This window comes from Rossellomorea sp. H136 (assembly GCF_056838065.1).
The window spans coordinates 3710202-3731955 of sequence record NZ_CM166371.1 but is presented as its reverse complement, the minus strand read 5'-3'; the positions used below and the strand labels follow the sequence as shown (position 1 = coordinate 3731955).

At 39.6% G+C, this 21754-nt stretch carries 16 protein-coding genes; 12 read left to right on the top strand and 4 right to left on the bottom strand.

Annotated elements, in window-relative coordinates; genetic code table 11:
* Positions 1 to 178: 178 nt before the first annotated feature.
* The 10 genes from ACYH0O_RS19100 to ACYH0O_RS19055 all read left to right on the top strand — a co-directional run bounded on the left by ACYH0O_RS19100 (position 179) and on the right by ACYH0O_RS19055 (position 13670).
* Positions 179 to 1162, top strand: a complete 984-nt coding sequence (locus ACYH0O_RS19100) for a substrate-binding domain-containing protein (RefSeq protein WP_482629926.1) — start codon at positions 179 to 181, stop codon at positions 1160 to 1162.
* Between the two features lie 25 nt (positions 1163 to 1187).
* On the top strand, positions 1188 to 3008 hold the full coding sequence (locus ACYH0O_RS19095) for a cache domain-containing sensor histidine kinase (protein ID WP_482629925.1): 1821 nt from the start codon (positions 1188 to 1190) through the stop codon (positions 3006 to 3008).
* Positions 3008 to 4198, top strand: a complete 1191-nt coding sequence (locus ACYH0O_RS19090) for a response regulator transcription factor (RefSeq protein WP_482629924.1) — start codon at positions 3008 to 3010, stop codon at positions 4196 to 4198. Before ACYH0O_RS19095 ends, ACYH0O_RS19090 begins: the two co-directional genes overlap by 1 nt.
* Positions 4199 to 4418: 220 nt before the next feature.
* Positions 4419 to 5504, top strand: coding sequence for a multiple monosaccharide ABC transporter substrate-binding protein (gene chvE, locus ACYH0O_RS19085; RefSeq protein WP_482629923.1), 1086 nt, complete (start codon positions 4419 to 4421; stop codon positions 5502 to 5504).
* 75 nt (positions 5505 to 5579) lie between these two features.
* Complete coding sequence (gene mmsA, locus ACYH0O_RS19080) at positions 5580 to 7139, top strand: multiple monosaccharide ABC transporter ATP-binding protein (RefSeq protein ID WP_482629922.1); 1560 nt, start codon at positions 5580 to 5582, stop codon at positions 7137 to 7139.
* The gene (mmsB, locus tag ACYH0O_RS19075; protein WP_426891659.1) at positions 7114 to 8277 is read left to right on the top strand and encodes a multiple monosaccharide ABC transporter permease; all 1164 of its coding nucleotides are present in this window, start codon (positions 7114 to 7116) and stop codon (positions 8275 to 8277) included. The genes mmsA and mmsB overlap by 26 nt, the downstream gene beginning before the upstream one ends.
* A gap of 59 nt (positions 8278 to 8336) precedes the next feature.
* On the top strand, positions 8337 to 9038 hold the full coding sequence (gene araD, locus ACYH0O_RS19070; RefSeq protein ID WP_149157199.1) for an L-ribulose-5-phosphate 4-epimerase: 702 nt from the start codon (positions 8337 to 8339) through the stop codon (positions 9036 to 9038).
* A 47-nt stretch (positions 9039 to 9085) separates the two neighbouring features.
* Positions 9086 to 10579, top strand: a complete 1494-nt coding sequence (gene araA / locus ACYH0O_RS19065; RefSeq protein ID WP_482629921.1) for an L-arabinose isomerase — start codon at positions 9086 to 9088, stop codon at positions 10577 to 10579.
* 131 nt (positions 10580 to 10710) lie between these two features.
* Complete coding sequence (locus ACYH0O_RS19060) at positions 10711 to 12309, top strand: xylulokinase (RefSeq protein WP_482629920.1); 1599 nt, start codon at positions 10711 to 10713, stop codon at positions 12307 to 12309.
* Between the two features lie 179 nt (positions 12310 to 12488).
* Positions 12489 to 13670, top strand: coding sequence for an ROK family transcriptional regulator (locus ACYH0O_RS19055; RefSeq protein ID WP_482629919.1), 1182 nt, complete (start codon positions 12489 to 12491; stop codon positions 13668 to 13670).
* Positions 13671 to 13795: 125 nt separating this feature from the next.
* On the opposite strand, the gene galT is transcribed toward ACYH0O_RS19055, so the two are convergent.
* The 3 genes from galT to ACYH0O_RS19040 are packed head-to-tail and all read right to left on the bottom strand — an operon-like array spanning position 13796 to position 17480.
* Positions 13796 to 15298 (bottom strand): UDP-glucose--hexose-1-phosphate uridylyltransferase, encoded by a 1503-nt coding sequence (gene galT, locus ACYH0O_RS19050; RefSeq protein WP_482629918.1) that lies wholly within the window; start codon positions 15296 to 15298, stop codon positions 13796 to 13798.
* The gene (galE, locus tag ACYH0O_RS19045) at positions 15295 to 16296 is read right to left on the bottom strand and encodes a UDP-glucose 4-epimerase GalE (protein ID WP_482629917.1); all 1002 of its coding nucleotides are present in this window, start codon (positions 16294 to 16296) and stop codon (positions 15295 to 15297) included. Before galE ends, galT begins: the two co-directional genes overlap by 4 nt.
* Positions 16293 to 17480 carry a galactokinase gene (locus tag ACYH0O_RS19040; RefSeq protein ID WP_482629916.1) on the bottom strand — a complete coding sequence of 396 codons (1188 nt, stop codon included), beginning with the start codon at positions 17478 to 17480 and terminating at the stop codon, positions 16293 to 16295. The genes galE and ACYH0O_RS19040 overlap by 4 nt, the downstream gene beginning before the upstream one ends.
* A 345-nt stretch (positions 17481 to 17825) precedes the next feature.
* Here ACYH0O_RS19040 and ACYH0O_RS19035 point away from each other — a divergent pair, with 345 nt between their 5' ends.
* Positions 17826 to 18800: an aldose 1-epimerase gene (locus ACYH0O_RS19035; RefSeq protein ID WP_482629915.1), complete on the top strand. Its 975-nt coding sequence runs from the start codon at positions 17826 to 17828 to the stop codon at positions 18798 to 18800.
* 200 nt (positions 18801 to 19000) lie between these two features.
* Here ACYH0O_RS19035 and ACYH0O_RS19030 read toward each other — a convergent pair whose 3' ends face one another.
* Positions 19001 to 20329, bottom strand: a complete 1329-nt coding sequence (locus ACYH0O_RS19030) for a purine-cytosine permease family protein (RefSeq protein ID WP_482629914.1) — start codon at positions 20327 to 20329, stop codon at positions 19001 to 19003.
* Positions 20330 to 20570: 241 nt separating this feature from the next.
* On the opposite strand from ACYH0O_RS19030, the gene ald reads away from it, so the two are divergent.
* Entirely contained in the window at positions 20571 to 21689 is a 1119-nt protein-coding gene (ald, locus tag ACYH0O_RS19025) for an alanine dehydrogenase (protein ID WP_148970863.1), read from the top strand.
* Positions 21690 to 21754 lie beyond the last annotated feature (65 nt).

The window sequence follows — 21754 nt, the reverse complement described above, 5'->3', positions numbered from 1 at the left end:
TGGATATACAGCATTTTCGCACATCGCACATCGCACATGTATTTATAGATAGTACATTCTCTCAGCTTACGGGCGGAAGGGGTGTAACCGCTCCACTACTATACTATCTGCGATCACCATTCAAGGCACGTGGAGAGTGTCTTTTTGATAGTATTGTATTTTGAAAGGGGTTTCAAGATTGAAAAAACTGCTTTTTATCTATTTATTGTTAACTAGTCTATTTGTAATTTATGTATATCACTATCAAACAGACGATTCTTCAAAACGTGAATGGTCTGGAAATGAAATGAAAGGAAGTATCGATGAAACCTATGTAATGGTAACCTTCCAGGTGGGAATTGACTATTGGAAAGGTGCATTAAAAGGCTTTGAAGATGCGGCAAAAGCCTTGAATGTATCTGTGGAGTATCGCGGTGCTACACAATACGATGTAGGGGAGGAGATTACGGTACTGGAACAGGTTATTGCAAAGAATCCTGCAGGTATTGCTATCTCAACGATTGATCCAGAAGCATTGAATCCTGTCATTAATAAAGCTGTTAATGCTGGTATCCCAGTCGTCATGTTTGATGCGGATGCGCCAGAAAGTAAAGCATACTCTTTTATAGGTACAAATAGTTATAATGCTGGTGTAGAGGCTGCACATAAGATGGCAGAACTTTTAAATGAAAATGGACAAGTCGGTATCATCACACAACCTCATCAATTAAATCAAATAGATCGTGCACAAGGATTCCGGGATACCATTTTTAAGGAGTATCCTAACATGGAAGTAGTCTCTACCAAGGATGGAAGGGGGGACCAAATGCAATCTAAAGAAGCTGCGCAGGAAATGATGAAAGAATACCCGGATCTTACTGGAGTTTTCGTTACGCAAGCAGTTGGCGGGGTTGGAGTCGGAAGAGCCACCTTGGCTAATAATTCTGAAGATTCCGTTAAAATTATTAGCTTTGATACAGATAAAGGGACCCTTGATATGATCAAAGATGGGACGATCTCAGCAACATTGGCACAGGGAACATGGCAGATGGGATATTGGGGGCTGCAATTTTTATTTCATTTAAATCATGAACCCAAAAGAAGGGCGCCGCTTCCTCGCGTTGTTGATACCGGTGTTACGATCGTTACGAAGAAAAATGTGGATGCCTATTATCAACAATAATACCAGGGAATGGATGGGGAATAAATTGAAACACTGGACACAGATAAATAATTTACCCATTCGATATAAGCTAATCTCTCACTTTTTAATTATCAGTATCATTCCCATTATTTGTCTGGGTCTTTTGATTAATTGGACAGTTGAGCGTGTACTGGAGGAGCAAGTAAATGACAATACTCTGCAGCTTATCGGCAAAGTAAACAAGTCCCTTGAATTTTACATTAACAATATGCAAAGTATTACCTACTTTATCGGCTTTAATGAAAAAGTACAGCACTTTTTAGCGGCAGACAATGAGGTAGAGCCTAATGCAGCGGATGAATATGACATCCAGCGGTTTCTGCGTGATTTTACTACCCTTTCACCGGAAGTAGCCGGGATTTTGATCGTTAATAGTAATGGTGACTATATTAGTAATGAATTTTTTGCACCATCAACAAAAGATTTAACCGAAGAGAGTTGGTATAAAGAAGCGGTCGACAATAATGGGATATTTACCATTATTGGTCAGCCAAAAGATCGGGGTCTGTCTTCATTAGTTAATTACCAAAATGACGAAGTGGTTTCGGTTGTCCGGGCAGTAGTAGATCCATACGCTGATGAAGTTCTTGGGGTGATCCTGATTGATTTAAAGCAACGGGTCATTAAGGAAACGTTAGTAGACGTTCGCTTAGGAAAAACCGGCTACCTTATGCTGGTGGATGATCAAGGACGAAACATTTATCAGCCCAATGACCCGTTAATTAAAAATGTTCCATATAAATGGATAGCAGGACAAAATTCAGGAACTTTCTCAAAAGAAGTGAATGCACAACGACTTCAATTTATCCACCAAAAATCCCCGTTTACTAATTGGACGACGATAGGTGTGTTTCCTGCGGAAGAAACAATTTTTGAAATACGGGAGATAAGGTTTTATTTAGTCAGTTTTATTTTTCTGATCATGATTTTTGGAATTCAAATATCTTATTTTCTATCTAATTCAATATCAAATCCTATTGCTCAGTTAATGAAATTTATGCGAAAAGCAGAGTCTGGAGAATTTGATGTTCGCTACAGTGAAAAGCGAAATGATGAAATTGGTATGCTGGGACGTAGTTTTAATAATATGCTAAGACAAATTAATCACTTGATGTCTTTAACAAAACTCCAGGAAAAGGAAAAAAGAGATGCGGAGTTTAGAAGCTTGCAAGCAAACATTAATCCGCATTTTCTATATAATACGCTGGATACTATCCAGTGGATGGCAAGAAAGCAAAAGACAAATGACATAGCGGAAGTTGTAGAGTCACTGGCGAAATTATTCCGTATCGGGCTAAGTAAAGGCAGAGACATCATTTCTTTGGATGAAGAACTTGACCATATAAAGAATTATTTGCAAATACAGAAGACGAGGTATCGTGATAAGTTAAACTATCAAATTCATGTGGAAGAGAGTATGGGTGATTTATATGTTATAAAGTTTATTCTACAGCCCATTATAGAAAATGCTATTTATCATGGGATTAAGGAACGAAGGGGCCCTGGCCACATCATTGTAACAGCGCAAGAAAAAGAGAGTAACTTATGGATCACTATTGAAGATGACGGAGCTGGTATGACTGAATTGCAGCTTCAAGAGATGCGGCAAGCACTAAGTGAAGCGATTACTAGAACAGAGAACAAAGGGGAAACCAGAGATAAAAAGGGCTATGGCACTTTAAATGTGCAAGCCCGGATCCAGCTAGCGTTTGGTGAAGGCTATGGGATGCATATTCATAGTGAGGAGAAAGCGGGTACAACAGTCGAAATCATATTACCGATGCTCAAAGATGATACAGGGCTGGTAAAAGGGGATGCAACATAATGAATAAATGGAAAGTATTAATTGCAGATGATGAATATATTATTCGTGAGGGTATTCGTTCTTCCGTCGACTGGGAAGAATTTGGTATGGAAGTTATCGGGGAAGCGGAAGATGGAGAAGAAGCAGTTGAATTAGCCTTAAAGCATAAGATTGATATATTATTGATCGATTTAAATATGCCCATAATGAATGGTTTGGCTGCAATGAAGCACTTAAGGGACGAACTGCCCCATTGTAAGATGGTAGTTATCTCGGGTTATGATGAATTTCACTATGCTCAAGAGGCAATACGATTGCAAGTAGAAGACTATCTATTAAAACCTGTTAATCCGGAAAAGCTTAAAAAAATTCTGATCGAGCTAAAGCAGCAATTAGACGTTGAGGTACAGCAGAAATCCTTTTTGAAACAAGCTGAAAACCAAATTAAGAAGAATCATTTACAACTGAAGGAACGTTTTTTTCAAGAATGGATAGCAGGTCAATTAACAAGTACTGAAATTAAAGAGCAATTACAATTTTTAGAATTTTCAGTAGAGAAACCAGTACAGTACCTTGTCATTAGATTGCCTGATTATCATAACAATCGAACGTATTTACAGGAAAATGACCGGCAAAGTGACTTGTTTGCATTTGAAAGTATAGTAACGAAGTCTTTAGAGGAAATAAAAGCTGCAGTTTTTCGGGATAGATCGAATTTACTGAATGTTTGCCTGTGGGAACTTGTGACTAATGAACAAATTGCAGCGGTTGAAGCGATGATTAAGAAAGACTTGAATTTTAACATCTTTTGGCATCTGGAAGATGTAAACGAAGATTTATCCGATTTATATCATGTTTATGCCCGATGTAAAGAGTCATTGGATAAGAAAACACGAATTTCTCCCATTGTTAAACAGGCTCAGATCTTTGTTCAAAAGCATTACCAAGACTCATCCCTTTCATTAGAGAGAGTTGCTGTAGAATTACACGTAACAACCGTCTACTTAAGCCGTATGATGAAACAGGAGTTAGGTATTTCTTATAGTGGTCTCTTAACACGGATGCGTATAGACAAAGCGGTTAATTTATTGAAAACAACTGACATGTCAATTCGGGAGATAGCAGATACAGTTGGTTATGAATCACAGCATTACTTTAGCACAATTTTCAAGAAACTGGTTGGTGTATCTCCGAAGCGATTTAAACAATAACTAAAAGGAAAGCTCTCCATATATATGGGGAGTTTTTCTTTTTGGTTACTTTTATAAACGTCTAAGGACTAATTATCTCAATATTCATAACTATTTTTACATTTAGATTAATTATTTATAAAAACAGTTTAAATTTATGTAAAGCCTTACATTGGAAATGTTGATATTCTAAATTCAAGAAAGAGAAAGCGATTACAAAAATTGAAAGGGGTTACAAAGGATGAAGAGGAAATCAGGTTTATTTGCACTACTCATTTGTTTTATGTTGCTTTTAGCTGCCTGTGGAGGAAACAAAACATCAGGAGACTCTGACGAAAAAGGCTTAATCGGTGTTGCGATGCCAACTAAATCATCACAAAGATGGGTAGATGATGGAAATAACATGGTGGAGCAATTAAAAGAACTAGGATACAAAACAGATTTACAATATGCAGAAGATGATGTTGATAAGCAAATCGAACAAATCGAGAACATGATTGTAAAAGGTGCAGAAGTTCTAGTTGTTGCATCAATCGATGGTACAGCATTAACAAATGTTTTAGAAAAAGCTGCTGATCAAGATATTCAAGTAATTGCTTATGACCGCTTGATCATGGAAACTGATAACGTTTCTTATTATGCAACATTTGATAACTTCCAAGTAGGTGTATTACAAGCAAATTATATTGAAGAGGCATTAAAGCTTTCAGAAGAAGCAGGACCATTTAACATCGAACTATTTGCTGGATCTCCAGATGATAATAACGCTAATTTCTTCTGGGATGGTGCAATGTCTGTATTACAGCCACATATCGATAGCGGAAAATTAGTTGTACAAAGTGGACAAACGAGTTTTGAGCAAGGTGCAACAATGCGCTGGGATGGAAACTTAGCAAAATCACGTATGGAAAACATTTTAAGTAAATCGTATTCAAATGGTGAAACTATTGATGCAGTATTGTCACCTTACGATGGAATCAGCCGTGGGGCTATTCAAGCATTAAAGGGGGTAGGCTATGGTTCTGGAGATCTGCCGCTTCCTGTTGTTACAGGTCAAGATGCAGAATCAGCTTCTGTTAAATCCATGATTGCAGGCGAACAGACACAAACAGTATTTAAAGATACTCGTGATTTAGCTGAAGTAGTAGTAAACATGATTCAATCGATTCAAAAGGGTGAAGAAGCGGAAGTTAATGATACAGAAACATATGACAATGGCAAGAAAGTTGTTCCTTCTTATCTAGTAGAACCCGTATCTGTAGATATCAACAATTACAAAGAGAAATTAATAGATAGTGGATATTATTCTGAAGACGAATTAAAATAGCCAAACGGATTTCAGTGGTGACTGTGTCACCACTGAAATCATTATTACGTTATTTATAAGAAGGTGGTCAGGGCTATGTCAGATTATATTTTAGAAATGCGTAACATAACGAAAACGTTCCCTGGTGTTAAAGCGTTGGATAATGTGAACTTAAAAGTGGAAAAAGGAGAAATTCACTCTCTCGTTGGTGAGAATGGTGCTGGTAAGTCCACATTGATGAAAGTATTAAGTGGTGTCTATCCCAGTGGTTCGTTTGATGGTGGTATTTATCTTGAAGATCAAGAGTGCCATTTTAAAGATATTAAGCAAAGTGAAGGTGTTGGTATTGTTATTATTCACCAAGAACTTGCTTTAAGTCCATTTCTATCAATAGCTGAAAACATATTCTTAGGAAATGAAAGACAATCCCGCAACATAATAAAGTGGCAAGATACCTTTAAGGAAGCCAAAACATTATTAGATCGAGTTGGGTTAAAAGAGTCACCTGAAACTGCTGTAATGGATATAGGCGTTGGGAAGCAACAGCTGGTTGAAATCGCGAAGGCACTATCGAAAAATGTAAAACTATTAATTCTGGATGAACCAACAGCAGCATTAAATGAAACAGATAGCGAAAATCTATTAAAATTACTACTTGAACTTAAAAAACAAGGAATAACTTCTATTCTTATATCTCATAAATTAAATGAAGTATCGGCTATTTCTGATTCAATTACTATTTTACGAGATGGGCAAACAATTGAAACATTCTCGGCTAAGGAAGAAGAATCATTAGAGGATCGAATTATCAAAGGGATGGTTGGACGGGAATTGACAAGTCGCTATCCTGAACGCGTCCCGACTATTGGAGAAACTGTTTTTGAAGTGAAAAATTGGAATGTTTATCACCCTCAACAGCGTGAACGAAAAGTTATTGATAATGTGAATTTTCATATTCGTCGCGGGGAAATTGTTGGGATAGCCGGCCTCATGGGTGCGGGCAGAACCGAACTGGCGATGAGTATTTTTGGAAAAACTTACGGAAAGAAAATAACTGGTTCTTTATACAAAAATGGAAAAGAAATTCGAGCAAATACAGTAAGTGAGGCCATTAAGGACGGAATTGCTTATGTATCAGAGGACCGGAAAACATATGGATTAAATTTAATCGATGACATTAAACGGAATATCACGTTATCGAATCTTAAACGCATTTCGAAAAACTCTGTCATTAATGAAAATATAGAGATTGCCGAAGCGAAAATATTACGTGAAAAACTAAACATTAAAACGCCATCGCTTGAACAGCTTGCTGGAAACCTGAGTGGGGGAAACCAGCAAAAAATAGTGTTGAGTAAATGGATATTTACTGAGCCTGACTTATTAATTTTGGATGAACCGACACGAGGTATAGATGTGGGGGCCAAATATGAAATATATTCTCAAATTAATGATTTGGCGGCTGAGGGATTGGCTGTATTAGTTATATCATCAGAGCTTCCAGAGGTACTTGGACTCTCAGACCGTATATATGTAATGAATGAAGGACGTATAACAGGTGAACTTAATCGCTCTGAAGCGAATCAAGAAAATGTGATGCGTTATATGACCGGATCTGGAGGGGCTAATCGTGCAAACAGTAATGAACTTATTTAGAAACAATATACGTGAATATGGAATGATTATTGCACTTGTATTCATTACCGGACTGTTTTTGATATTAACAGATGGGATTACATTTAAACCTTTGAACTTAACCAATTTAATCCTGCAAAATGGATTTATTTTAGTATTAGCCGTTGGGATGGTTCTAGTCATTATTACCGGAAACATCGACCTATCCGTTGGTTCTGTCGTTGCATTTGTCGGTGCTATCGCCGGGGTATTGATGATCAATAACAATGTACCGGTTTGGTTAGCAATTATTTTATCCATTTTTGTTGGTGCACTGATTGGTGTTTGGCAAGGATTTTGGATTGCCTATGTAGGAATACCATCCTTTATCGTAACTTTAGCAGGGATGTTAATCTTCCGTGGATTGACATTGTATTTATTGGATGGAAAGTCATTAGCACCATTCCCTGATTCTTTTGGACAGTTAAGCAGCGGTTTCCTGCCGAACATTGGATCAGGAGACTTCCATCTTCTATCGATAGTATTGTCTGTGCTACTATCCCTTGTATTAATTTATTTAGAGTATAGTAAGCGTAAAAATCAATTGCAAAACAACTTGGAAGTATTGCCGCTCTGGATTACGGTAACAAAGTTAGCACTATTAGTCTTTGTTATTAACTGGTTTACTTATCAGCTTGCACTAAACAAAGGGATTCCGATTGTATTGTTGATCGTATTCGCCCTTATCGTTATTTACACTTTTATTATGAAAAATACAGTAATGGGCCGCTACGTTTATGCAACCGGCGGTAACAAGAAAGCCGCAGATTTATCAGGTATAAAAACGAAGCGAGTTGTATTCTGGGTGTTTGTAAACAACGGTATCATTGCAGCATTAGCTGGGTTGATGTTTGCTGCCCGCTTGAATTCAGCAACACCGGCGGCAGGTAACATGCTTGAGTTAGACGCAATCGCGGCTGTATTTATCGGTGGTGCTTCAATGGCCGGTGGTGTTGGTACGGTAATTGGTGCGATTGTCGGTGGTCTGGTAATGGGTGTCATGAACAATGGTATGTCATTAATCGGGATCGGCATAGATTGGCAGCAAGCGATTAAAGGTTTGGTACTCTTACTGGCAGTAGGTTTTGATGTGTTTAATAAAAATAGAGCTGGAAAATAATGCAAAAAGACCATGAGGGCTGCGATTCCCATGGTGTTTTTGAAAGGGGATGCGCGAACATGCTGGAGGGTTTAAAGCAGCAAGTACTCGAAGCGAATCAAGCTTTACCTAAACATAACTTAGTCACATTTACTTGGGGGAATGTCAGTGCTATTGATCGTGAAACAAATTTAGTAGTGATTAAACCAAGTGGAGTGGATTATGAAGAATTGAAACTAGAAGACATCGTTGTGGTCGACTTAGAAGGTAATATGGTTGAAGGTCATTTGAAAGCATCATCTGATACACCAACACATGTACATTTATATAAATCATTTCCAGACATCGGAGGAATTGTCCATACTCATTCCCCGCAAGCAACAAGCTTTGCGCAAGCAGGAAAAGGGATACCTGCACTTGGCACAACTCATGCTGACTATTTTTATGGGGAAATTCCATGTACCCGGCCCATGACTAAAGAAGAGATTAAAGGAAGATATGAGCATGAGACTGGGGTTGTCATTGTAGAAACATTTGAAAAAGAAAAACTGGATCCTGCACTAATTCCAGGGGTTCTAGTTTACAACCATGCTCCTTTTGCATGGGGAAAGGATGCCCATGACGCTGTTCATAACGCAGTGGTTTTAGAGGAAGTGGCTAAAATGGCATTATGGACACATCAAATAAATCCCGAAACGAGAATGATGGATCAAAACTTGCTGGATAAGCATTTCCTAAGAAAGCATGGGGCAGCTGCATATTATGGTCAGGATAAAAATTAAAAGAGGATTGGTCATATGACAAGCTCAATGATAGGGAGGATAAAAGTATGTTAAAAGTAAAGCCTGTTGAATTTTGGTTTGTGACGGGAAGTCAGCATTTATATGGACCTGAGACGTTAGAGGAAGTAGCAAAACACTCTCAGGAAATGGCAAATGGGCTGAATCAAGGTAACGGTGTTCTTTCAAAAATAGTCTATAAACCTGTTGTGAAAACGGCAGAAGAAATTCGTAAAATCATGATTGAGGCAAATGCGGATGATCATTGTGGCGGAATCATTACATGGATGCATACATTTTCACCTGCAAAAATGTGGATTGCCGGACTTTCTGAGTTAAAGAAGCCTTTACTGCATTTACATACACAATTCAATCGTGACATTCCATGGAATGAAATTGATATGGACTTCATGAACCTAAACCAAGCAGCACATGGTGATCGTGAGTATGGTTTTATTGGAGCAAGAATGGGAATTGCACGGAAGGTTGTTGTTGGTCATTGGCAGGATCAAGAAACACTGGGCCGAATTGCAACTTGGATGAGAACGGCTGTTGCATTTAATGAAAGCAAAAATCTAAAAGTAGCTCGATTTGGTGACAACATGCGTCGAGTTGCAGTGACTGAAGGAGATAAGGTTGAAGCACAAATAAAATTTGGATGGACTGTTAATGGTTATGGTATCGGTGATCTTGTTGCTAAGATGAATGAGTTCTCTGAAGGGGATGTTGCTCGTTTAATAACAGAATATGAGGACAAGTATGATTTTGCGGCGGAGGGTAAAGAAGCTGGACCGGTTCGTGAATCAATTCGTTACCAAGCACGTATTGAGCTTGGGATGAGAGCATTCTTAGAAGAAGGAGGCTATTCTGCGTTTACAACAACGTTTGAAGACTTACACGGCATGAAACAATTGCCGGGACTTGCAGTTCAGCGCCTTATGGAAGATGGTTATGGTTTTGCCGGCGAAGGGGACTGGAAGACAGCAGCCCTTTTACGTATGATGAAAATCATGTCTAATAATCAAGGGACATCATTTATGGAGGATTACACTTATCATATGGAGCCTGGAAATGAAATGGTACTGGGCTCTCATATGTTAGAGATTTGCCCAACGATTGCAGAAACAAAACCTGTGATTGAAGTACACCCGCTGGGTATCGGTGGAAAAGATGATCCGGCACGAATGGTATTTAACAGCCGCCCTGGAAAAGCTGTGAACTTCTCTGTTATCGATTTAGGGCATCGCTTTAGATTACTTGTAAATGAAGTAGAGGCCGTAAGAGTGGAAAAAGAGATGCCAAATCTACCTGTAGCAAGAGTATTATGGAAGCCGAAGCCATCACTAAGAGACTCTGCAGAAGCATGGATTTTTGGCGGTGGTGCCCATCATACTGTTTTCTCATATGACATTACATCTGAACAACTACAAGATTGGGCAGAGATGGCAGGAATTGAATGTGCGATTATTGAGGGTGACACGAAACCATATGTGTTCAGAAATGAGTTACGTATTGCTGATCTGGCCTGGAAGCTCTATCAATAGTTAATCGTATTATAGGATGAAAATAGCAGGCAATAGATGTTCAAAATAACTCAGCAAAAATATGTTCCCCTTTAGGTAGACAGATTACTGGAAGGGGTATTTTTTCTAATAACACCCTGGGGGGGAATTACATGTGTCTTGATGTGGAAAATATCATTTATAGCGGCGAAACAACGCTTGGTATAGAACTTGGATCCACTCGTATTAAAGCAGTTCTGATTGGAAAAGACAATATTCCGATCGCCTCTGGCAGTCATGACTGGGAAAATAGCCATATCAACAATATCTGGACATATAGTGAGGAAGAAATTTGGAAGGGTGTACAAGACAGCTATCAAAAGATGGCTGCTGATGTGAAACATAAATATGGAATAACATTACAAACAGTTGGATCGATCGGGTTTAGTGCGATGATGCACGGTTATATGGCCTTCGACAAAGATGGAGAGCTGCTGGTCCCTTTTCGTACCTGGCGTAATAATATGACTGAACAAGCTTCAGAAGTATTGACAGAATTATTTAACCATCAAATTCCGCAAAGATGGAGTATTGCCCATTTGTATCAAGCTATATTGAATCAGGAAGAACATATTTCAGACATCAACTTCCAGACAACTCTAGCTGGTTACATCCATTGGAAATTGACAGGAGAGAAGGTTTTAGGAGTTGGTGATGCCTCAGGCGTATTTCCGATTGATTTAAATACGAACCATTATAATCAATCAATGATCAATCAATTTAATGAGTTGGTTGCACCAAAGAAATTGCAATGGAAACTCGATGATATTCTGCCTGAAGTTTTGGTAGCGGGTGAAAACGCAGGTGTACTTACAGAGGAAGGGGCAAAGCTTTTGGATGTAACCGGGGAGCTGAAGGCCGGTATTCCGCTATGTCCGCCGGAAGGTGATGCAGGGACTGGCATGGTTGCAACAAACAGTGTAGCGAAGCGTACCGGTAATGTTTCTGCTGGTACATCTGTATTTGCAATGGTGGTGCTGGAAAAGGAGCTATCCAGAGTATATGCGGAGATCGATCTTGTGACCACACCTACTGGTAACCTGGTAGCTATGGCGCATTCCAACAACTGTTCTTCAGACATCAATGCTTGGGTTGGTTTGTTTGATGAATTTTCAAAAGCAATGGGTGTGGAAGTTGACGTGAATAATTTGTACGGAACTCTTTATAATTTGGCACTCAAGGGGGATCCGGATGGCGGGGGGCTATTAGCCTACGGTTATCTTTCCGGTGAACACATTACTCACTTTGAAGAAGGTCGGCCATTGTTTGTTCGATCGTCAGACAGTAATTTCAATTTGGCTAATTTTATGCGCGTACATTTATTTACAGCTTTAAGTGCAATGAAGCTTGGGATGGATATTCTTCTCAAAGAAGAAGAAGTGAAGCTAGATGAAATCCTGGGTCACGGAGGCTTTTTTAAGACAAAAGGAGTTGGACAATGCCTCATGGCAGCTGCCCTCGATACTCCTGTTTCTGTTATGGAAACGGCAGGTGAAGGCGGAGCATGGGGTATTGCTTTACTAGCATCATATATGGTAAATAAAAAAGATAATGAAACGTTGGAAGAATTCCTAAGGCAGAACGTATTTGCAGAACAAGCAGGTATGACAATCTCACCTGATCCTAAAGATGCAGAGGGCTTCGAGAAGTTTATGGAACGCTATAAAAAGGGACTTGCGATTGAAAGAGCAGCAGTAGAAAATCTAACATAAATAAGTAGAAATCTATAAACGGCGGGAGCGGAGAGCACCCGCCGTTTTTTATTATTCATTAAGAAAGTAAAGATTGGCGGCTGGAAGAATTTCGAGGTAGTTGCACAAAATACTTAATTAAATTAACTAATTCAAATATGGTACAATAATTCAATATAATGTAATTTGGAGGCTTTTCGATGCAGCGTGGTACTTTTCAATTAATGAAATCTGTAAATAAATCAATCATTCTAAATAAGATTCGGACTTCAGAATCTATATCCCGGGCACAGATTGCGAAAGAAACAAGTCTTACTCCTCCGACTGTCAGCAGTATTGTAAAAGAACTCATTGAGCAAGGATTAGTAAGAGAAAGTATGCTGGGCAGCTCAAGCGGAGGACGTAAACCAACAATGCTTCATATTAATAACGATGCATATTATGTCATTGGAGTGGATGCGGGACCTGAAAGAGTGGAATGTATCCTGACAGATTTAGCAGGAGAGATTATTTACAGGACATCTGGTTTGCTCCCACAGCATTTAACAAATAAGCAATTTCTATTCATTTTACAAGAAACTATTTATAACGTCATAAATTTTTCTAATGTGGAACAAAGTAAAATTATTGGTATTGGGGTAGCCATGCACGGTGTGGTAGATATTGAAACGGGTACATCACTTGTGGCACCGATATTGAAGTTAGGAAATATACCGATCAGAGCAATTCTAGAGAAAGAGTTTAACATGACGGTGAAGGTTGAAAATGATGCGAGAGCGATGGCGCTGGGTGAATCTTGGTTTGGAGGGCATGGTGATGTCGATAGCATGGTTGCCGTAAATATTGGACGGGGTGTAGGGTCCGGTTTGGTGATTAATGGTAAATTGTATCATGGTGCAAAAGGGATTGCTGGTGAAATAGGACATATGACAATAGACATAAATGGTGAAGTATGTGCATGTGGTAATCGGGGGTGTCTTCAAACTTTAGTGAGTGGTGATGCCATTGCTGAAAGGGCAAGAAAAAATTCCGGGGAAGGTGTAAGTTCTAACTCTTTATCAGGTAAGGAAATATACGATTTGGCTCAAAATGGGGATAAGTTCTGTATAAACCTGCTTAATGAAACAGGAAACATAATTGGTATTGGTTTAACAAACTTAATACATTTAATCAATCCAAGTAAGATTGTCCTCGGCGGGGGAGTGATGAACAGTGAAAAATTTATCATGCCCGGTCTGCTTGAAATGATTCAGCAAAAAGTACTGATAAAGGAAGCGGGACAAACGGAGATTGTTGTGACACGATTAGGTCATGATGCGACATTATTAGGAGCTGTTTCCTTACTTCTTGTTGAACTATTTGATCCAATTTTAATAGGTTAAAGGCTCAGTCTGTTTTTTTGAAAACCTATTCTTTCGGTATCAAATGAAGTTATGGCAAAGCAGAATGAAGCTATACAGCAAAAAAGCCGAGGCTGTAAAAACCTCGGGTCACCGAAATTCCAGCGTCAGCGTTTCGTTGCATACTCCGATTCCATACTATTCAAAGAAGTTATGAACCTCTCAAAGCCGCCTCTATTTTTAAAAACGCCGGCATCTTGAAGACATTTCACAAACTTTTTTCCAAGCTCTTCTCGTAAAATGGATTCTGCCTGCTCATTAGTAGATAATTTACCGTATTCAAGTTTCAATTGTTCTGCCCATCTTTGATGATATGAAGCCACTTTACCTGAGTTACCAAGTAAAAACTCTTTTATATCGACCAGCTCATCCTTTAACCGAGGTGGAAGTACAGCCAATCCCATCACTTCGATTAATCCGATGTTTTCTTTTTTTATATGGTGAACATCTTCGTGTGGATGAAAAATCCCAAGTGGATGCTCATCCGTCGTTCGGTTATTTCTTAATACGAGGTCAAGCTCTAAGATCCCATTTCGATTTCTTGCAATTGGGGTAATCGTGTTATGAGGTGTATCATCTGTGAAAGCTAATACATCTGCATTTTCATCAGTATAATTTCTCCAAGTAAGCAAAATCTTATCTGCTGCATTGACAAGAGATACCATATGTTTTGACCGTATACGAATCACAGACATTGGCCAGTTCAGCACTGAAGCTTGTATTTCAGGAAAGCCTTCTAATTTGAAGTTGAAAGCATTTTCAGCACGGGTCATAGCAAATTCATATCTTCCTCCCTGATAGTGATCATGGCTTAAAATGGAGCCGCCGACAATTGGTAAATCAGCATTTGAACCGATGAAGTAATGCGGAAACTTCTCTGTAAAGCTAAGTAACCGTTCAAATGATTCTCTATTTATTTTCATCGGCCGATGCTCTTTAGAAAGTAATATGCAGTGCTCGTTATAGTAAACATAAGGAGAGTACTGTAAATACCAATTTTCATTTAAAAGGGGAATATTGATAATACGATGATTGGCACGTGCGGGATGACCTAATCTTCCTGTATATCCCTCGTTTTCTATGCACAGCAGACATTTAGGGTAGTTAATCGTTTGTTTCAATTCCCGCTCCCGCTTAATCTGCTCCGGATCCTTTTCCGGCTTTGATAAATTGATGGTAATGTCAAGCTGACCATATGCTGTATCAGATTTATAAGAGATGTTTTTCGCGATCCGGTTCTGTTGGATATAGTTATTGTTGATACTTAAGTTATAAAAGTAATTCGTAGCTGTAGTAGGTGACTCTTGGTAACTTTGGTTGAATACAGTATTGACAAGAGATGGTCTTGGAACGAAGCAATTCATTATATTAGCTGCTAAGACTTCCTTGTCATCATAAAGGTTATCGATCACTTTTTCTTCTACTGCATATGCAATGATTTTCTCTACAAGATTCGAAAGAGTATCATCACTTTCTTGCACATTTTCAGGATAGGTCTCTAATCCAAGTAAGCTCATCACTTGATTCCGCATATAAATCTTATCTGCAGGTTCAATTAATTGAACATCCAATGCCTTCTGAATCAGCCCGGCAATATGTTGATAGATCATGTTAGCACATCCTTCTTGTACCCTTCTGGCTGGGAAGAGTGCCATTTCCATGCGTCCTCAATCATTTTCGAAATGGATGTTCTAGTTGGATTCCAACCTAGTACTTGTTTCGCTTTTTCCGAACTTGCTACTAAAATCCCTGGGTCACCAGTTCGGCGCGGACCAATTTCTGCTCGAATGTCCTTGCCTGTAACGTTTCTTGCTGCCTCAATCATTTCTTTCACAGAGAATCCCTGACTGCTTCCCAAATTAAAAACATCACTTTTGCCGCAAGCTTGTAAATAGTTTAAGGCTAAAAGATGAGCAGTAATTAAATCTTCAACGTGTATATAATCCCGAATACAAGATCCATCAGGCGTGTCATAATCATCTCCAAAGATGGTGATATGAGGTCGTTGTCCTAAAGCAGTCTGTAAGATGATGGGAATAAGATGGGTTTCGGGTTGATGGTGCTCCCCGATTTCTGAAGTTTCTCTTGCTCCAGCTACATTAAAATAGCGTAGTGATACATATTTTATCCCGTAAGCATGTTCCGTCCATTTTATCATTTTTTCCATGGTAAGCTTCGTCTCACCATATGTGTTTGTTGTGTTCGTCGGTGCCGATTCTGTAATGAGTGCCGTATCAGGCTCACCATAGACTGCTGCAGTAGAAGAAAATACAATATGTTTTACTTTATATTCAACCATGACCTTAAGTAATACCTGTGTCCCGTAAACATTATTATCATAATACTTGAGAGGGTTCTGCATAGACTCTCCGACAAGTGAATGGGCTGCAAAATGCATCACAGCAGTAATCGGTTCTTCTTCAAATACAGAGCGTAAAAACTCAATATTACGCAGATCTCCCTCATAGAATACGGCCTTTGAATGTATTGCTTGTCTGTGTCCAGTTTCAAGGTTATCGACCACAACAACCTGTTCACCTTGATCAATCAATTGATAAACAGCATGTGAACCTATATAGCCTGCACCACCTAAAACTAATATACTCATAGGATAGCCTCCTCAGAAATTTCTTTAGCACCGCTGCCGATCCCCGCTATGTAAAATGTTGCATCATAACCGATTTTTTCTCTGTAGATGGCAGTAATGTTTTTCTTGAAATCATTTACCTTATCTTTCGCCACAACCGCAATCGCACAACCGCCAAACCCGGCACCAGTCATACGCGCGCCAAGTACCCCATCTTGTGACCATGCAGCGTGGACGAGGGTATCCAGCTCGTGACCAGTAACCTCATAATCGTCTCTCAGTGAGTGATGAGATTCATTCATTAATTGACCAAAACGTATAAGATCTCCCTGCTGCAGACTTTTTAGTGCTTCTAATGTGCGTGCATTTTCATATACAGCGTGTTTAGCCCGTTTTCGACTCACCTCATCTGTGATTAGTTTCTTATTCAGTTCAAATTCCTCAGGTGTTAATTCTCCTAAACTATGAATCGTTAGTTTCCGCTGCAAGTCTCTTAATGCTAGCTCACATTGCGTACGACGTTCGTTATATTTAGAGCCTGCTAACACACGTTGTTTATTTGTATTGATAATCATGATGACATATTTACCCAATTCAAGAGGGGCATATTGATATTCAAGAGTTTGACAATTTAAAAGAATGGCATGATTTTGTTTTCCCATACCGATAGCAAATTGATCCATAATCCCGCTGTTGACACCAATATACTTATTTTCAACCATTTGACCACATTGAATCATTGGAATGGGTTTCAATTTCAAATCGAAAAGTCCATTCAATAAAACGCCCGTTGCCATTTCTATGGAAGCAGAAGATGAAAGACCCGCCCCGTTGGGAATATTTCCATAAAATAAAATATCTGCTCCTTGGTGAATCTTATAGCCAGCCTCCTTTAAATAAAGAAACATCCCTTTAGGGTAATTTGCCCATTGGTCAGATTCTTTAAAAGAAAGGTCAGATAAGTCACATTCTATGATTCCTGCTTCAGGAAAATTCATGGAGTAAAACCGTATCCTTTGGTCGTCCCGCTTTCTTCCCAATGCAGTGGTTCCATAGGAAATAGAGGCTGGAAATACATGTCCGCCATTATAGTCCGTATGCTCTCCGATTAAATTGATTCTTCCTGGGGCGAAGAAGGTCCTGGGGGCATTGAGTGTATGAAAGATAGATTGAAACTCAGTTATTAAAGTAGTTGCCTTAATCATAAATACCTCCTATACTCTTGGTGAGGCTGTCAGGTTCTGATTTCACTTAACTTAATTAATTAAATTAATTAAGTTAAAGTTAGCGTACTATAATTCAGTCGAAGATGCAATTCGAAATCGAAGGGTTTAGGGACTTTGAGCTATTCCTAGCAGTGGCAGCAAAGTCCACGATGGGTCAGGGGAGTTACATATACCAAAAGCATATGAAAGCTATGAGGCAATCTTTATGATGAAAAAATAAATGCTGTTTGAACCTTTCCAAATGATTTACCTAAGAGTGGGTGTTAAGCATGTATGAGGGATTTACTAATATGAGCAGCTTTACTAATGAAAGGATTGTTCAATATGAATGAATATGTAGAAAATATAAGTTTTTTAGATAAGGCAGCCATTAAAGCAGGGAATGATCGTTTAGAATTTATTATAGTACCAGCTTGGGGATCTAACCTAATTTCACTTGTTGAGAAGAAGAACAATAAGGAATTACTTCGAGTCCCCAGCTCAGCTAGTCAATTTTGGGATAAACCAGTTCTATATGGAACACCAATATTATTCCCGCCTAATAGAATTGATCAAGGAACATATACATTTAACGAACAAGTCTACCAGTTTGATAAAAATGAGATAGATAAGGACAATCACATACATGGTTTTGTGCATACTAGAGAGTGGAGTGTTACAAAAGCTGAGGTTATAGATGACAAAGTGATGGTAGAAACGGAATTTAACTCTTCCAAGTATGAGGAAGTAATGAGGCAATTTCCTCACCACTTTACTTTGAAATTGACTTTTACACTAGATGGGACGTCGATACACAAGGTTGCAACTGTAATAAATAATAGTGACCGTCCGTTCCCATGGGGATTGGGTTATCATACAACCTTTCAATTTCCGGAAGATCATTCCAGCTTTTCACTCTCGGCTGAAAAGCGCTGGAAACTTAATGAACGTAACTTGCCAACTGGTGAGCTGGAGGAAATTGAATATAAGGAAAAATTGTTAAAGGGAATGAGTTTGAAGAACCTCCCTCTTGATGATGTGTTTTTATCAGTTGTCGAAAAGTCCGGCATCAATCAAGCAATTGTTGTAAATGAACCATCTGGAATTAAAATTACCTACGAAGCAGATAATAACTTTAAGTTTTGGGTTGTATATAATCATGATGGAAATCATCAGTTTGTATGTCCAGAGCCATATACGTGGGTGACGAATGCCCCTAATCTTGATTTAGATTATTCCACTACAGGACTTCAAGTTATCGAACCAAACCAAGAAAAAACGGTTATGACAAAAATAATGGTATCCAGTAATGATTTTTAAAGTAAGAAAGAATTGGAGACAGAATTGTTATATAATTGTAGGTAAATACTGCTTATACGCCTATCTGTCATCCCAACTGAAGACACGTGGAGTGCGGAAACAATTTTCGTTTATAATCTCTGAGTTATAATTGATAAAAGAGACAGGGGATTATTTACCAAGCAGAGAGTGAACCTTATCATCGGATTCACTCTCTTTGTTTAAAAAATTTTTTGGATGGTTTTCTGTCCATCTTTCTTTTCCCATTTTTTACTCTCTCTATAAAGAATTAAAGTGATAATAAAACAAGAAAATCCCGGCGAATAACCATCCGGAATCACCAAATAACATACCATCCCAACCCCCAACACAACCAACGCCTCCCGATTAAAATTCGACTCCCCACTCGCCAGCCTCACAAGCGCACTCTCAGAAATCCTCCCTTTCCGAATAACCAAATAATCAGCCACCACAATCGCCGATATCGGAATAATAAGGATCCCCAGATAAGAAATATACTCCTGCGCATTATAAACCAGCTGCGGAAACGAACTTAAAATAATCCCGGCGATACTAAACAACAGTGCACTTTGAATCCGAGATAAGGAAGGCAGTGCGTTAAGTAGACTGTATCCCCCTGTATACGCATTACTAAGATTAATCGAAATCATCGATACCATCGCACAAGCCGTAATCACCAAGAGAAGCAGGTTAGAATCGGTCAGTTGCCCCGCTGCCACGAATGGATTCAGATCCTTGAACAAGCTGGCACTCAATCCTCCAAGCAGTGCGGTCATCATAAATCCGACGACGTTACCACCGTAGAGCCCCCAGAATCCGTGGCGGTCGCTTTTGCTGTAGCGGGTGATATCGGAGGATGCGCTCACTCCGGAAATGTATTGGACGAAGACGAGGCTTGAGTAGAATAGGAACGTTCCGATGGAGAATGGTTCCTGGCCTTGGCTTAGTGTTGATAGGGAATCGGCTTCTTTCGTTAGGAATAGGTACAGAATGATTCCCTGACCAATCACGAGGATCGGAATGAATAGTTTGGTCGCTTTTTTGACGGCTTCGAATCCGATGAGGGCTAGAAGGGTCATGATGATGGCGAGTCCGATGGCTACGGGTATGAATGGTATGGTGTACGGTGTTACTTTTTCCACCATGGAGATCACAACGAAGGTTCCTCCGATGGTTTGGACGCTGAACCAGTAGAGGGACGTCAGGGACCGGATGGGGGATGCGATGAGCATCGACAGCCTGGTTCCGATGATGGATCTTAGGACGTATTGAGCGGGCAGGCCGTAGCGGGAGCCCGGTAGTGACAGGAATGATACGAATAAGAAGGCGACGCTTGCTCCGAGTACGGTGGCAAGGAACGCTGCCTGAAAGGATAGTCCGCCTTCAAGGACGGCGAGTGCCGGGATGAGGAAGTTTCCTGCGTTCACGGAGAAGGCGAGCTGTATGATGAAGTATTCGATCCATGTGGTTGATTTTAATTCGGTTGGAACCTTTACAAGTCCGAGTCTTTCGATCATGGGTTGTTTCATGGAATAATCTCCTTTGGGTATACTAAGATGCATCGTTTCTATTTTAAAGAATTTTTGGAAAAAAGCGAAGAAATAATCATTTAATTTTTTAAAGAAAAATAGAGATATTTCCTTATTTATTTGTTAGAATGTAAGTGCTTACAGGGTGAGTAATTGCCCTTCGCTATTATATATAAATAGTGTTATATTTAGGAAGTAAATGCTCCAAGGAGCAATAGTGCATTTAGGAGGTTGGCTTAGTATGCGTATTGGTGTACCAACGGAAATTAAAAATAATGAAAATCGGGTGGCTATGACTCCCGCAGGTGTTGTGAATCTGGTTCTTTTTGGACATGAGGTTTACATTGAATCAGGAGCTGGATTAGGCTCAGGATTCACAGACGAAGATTACGTAGCAGCAGGTGGACACATTGTTGATTCTGCAGCGGAAGCATGGTCCATGGACATGGTCATGAAGGTAAAAGAGCCACTTCCAAGTGAGTACTCTTATTTCCGTGAGGGACTTATCTTATTTACATATTTACATCTTGCTCCAGAACCGGAATTAACGAAAGCGTTAATCGATAATAAAGTGATCGGGATTGCGTACGAAACGGTTGAACTGAATCGTGCCCTTCCATTATTGACTCCGATGAGTGAAGTGGCTGGACGTATGGCGACTCAAATCGGTGCTCAGTTCTTAGAGAAGATCCACGGTGGTAAAGGTGTGTTACTTTCAGGTGTACCAGGGGTTCGCCGTAGTAAAGTAACGATCATCGGTGGAGGGGTTGCCGGTACGAACGCAGCGAAAATGGCTGTTGGACTTGGTGCCAATGTAACAATCCTTGACCTTAACCCGGATCGCCTTCGTCAGCTTGATGATATCTTCGGTAGTGACGTAACGACGCTTATGTCGAACCCACTGAATATCGAACAGGCTGTAAGAGAAGCGGATCTTGTCATCGGAGCTGTTCTGATTCCGGGAGCGAAAGCACCTAAATTGGTAACAGAAGACATGATCAAAGCGATGACGCCTGGTTCTGTTGTAGTCGATATCGCAATCGACCAAGGTGGAATCTTCGAAACAACGGACCGCATCACAACTCATGACGATCCAACTTACGTGAAGCATGGCGTTGTACATTATGCCGTTGCCAATATGCCTGGTGCCGTACCACGTACGTCTACGATTGCACTGACGAACGTAACTGTACCTTATGCGGTTCAAATCGCAAACAAAGGCTACAAAAAAGCGTGCCTGGACAACGAAGCGCTATTAAAAGGTATCAACACATTGAACGGATATGTGACATACCAAGCTGTTGCCGAAGCACACGCTGTAGACTACTCAGACACAAGAACACAATTAGAGCAACAATAACATCACGAAGCCGACTGCATGGGAATGTTCAGTCGGCTTTTTTATGTAAATATAGGAGAGATGTT

Bases quoted from the DNA above. Each gene is read 5' to 3' on its own strand.
- ACYH0O_RS19060 (WP_482629920.1), top strand. From the start codon at position 10,711: ATGTGTCTTGATGTGGAAAATATCATTTATAGCGGCGAAACAACGCTT.
- mmsA (WP_482629922.1), top strand. From the start codon at position 5,580: ATGTCAGATTATATTTTAGAAATGCGTAACATAACGAAAACGTTCCCT.
- galT (WP_482629918.1), bottom strand. From the start codon at position 15,298: ATGATCTATCAACATATTGCCGGGCTGATTCAGAAGGCATTGGATGTT.
- ACYH0O_RS19035 (WP_482629915.1), top strand. From the start codon at position 17,826: ATGAATGAATATGTAGAAAATATAAGTTTTTTAGATAAGGCAGCCATT.
- ald (WP_148970863.1), top strand. From the start codon at position 20,571: ATGCGTATTGGTGTACCAACGGAAATTAAAAATAATGAAAATCGGGTG.
- araD (WP_149157199.1), top strand. From the start codon at position 8,337: ATGCTGGAGGGTTTAAAGCAGCAAGTACTCGAAGCGAATCAAGCTTTA.
- ACYH0O_RS19090 (WP_482629924.1), top strand. From the start codon at position 3,008: ATGAATAAATGGAAAGTATTAATTGCAGATGATGAATATATTATTCGT.
- ACYH0O_RS19040 (WP_482629916.1), bottom strand. From the start codon at position 17,480: ATGATTAAGGCAACTACTTTAATAACTGAGTTTCAATCTATCTTTCAT.
- ACYH0O_RS19030 (WP_482629914.1), bottom strand. From the start codon at position 20,329: ATGAAACAACCCATGATCGAAAGACTCGGACTTGTAAAGGTTCCAACC.
- galE (WP_482629917.1), bottom strand. From the start codon at position 16,296: ATGAGTATATTAGTTTTAGGTGGTGCAGGCTATATAGGTTCACATGCT.
- chvE (WP_482629923.1), top strand. From the start codon at position 4,419: ATGAAGAGGAAATCAGGTTTATTTGCACTACTCATTTGTTTTATGTTG.
- araA (WP_482629921.1), top strand. From the start codon at position 9,086: ATGTTAAAAGTAAAGCCTGTTGAATTTTGGTTTGTGACGGGAAGTCAG.
- ACYH0O_RS19055 (WP_482629919.1), top strand. From the start codon at position 12,489: ATGCAGCGTGGTACTTTTCAATTAATGAAATCTGTAAATAAATCAATC.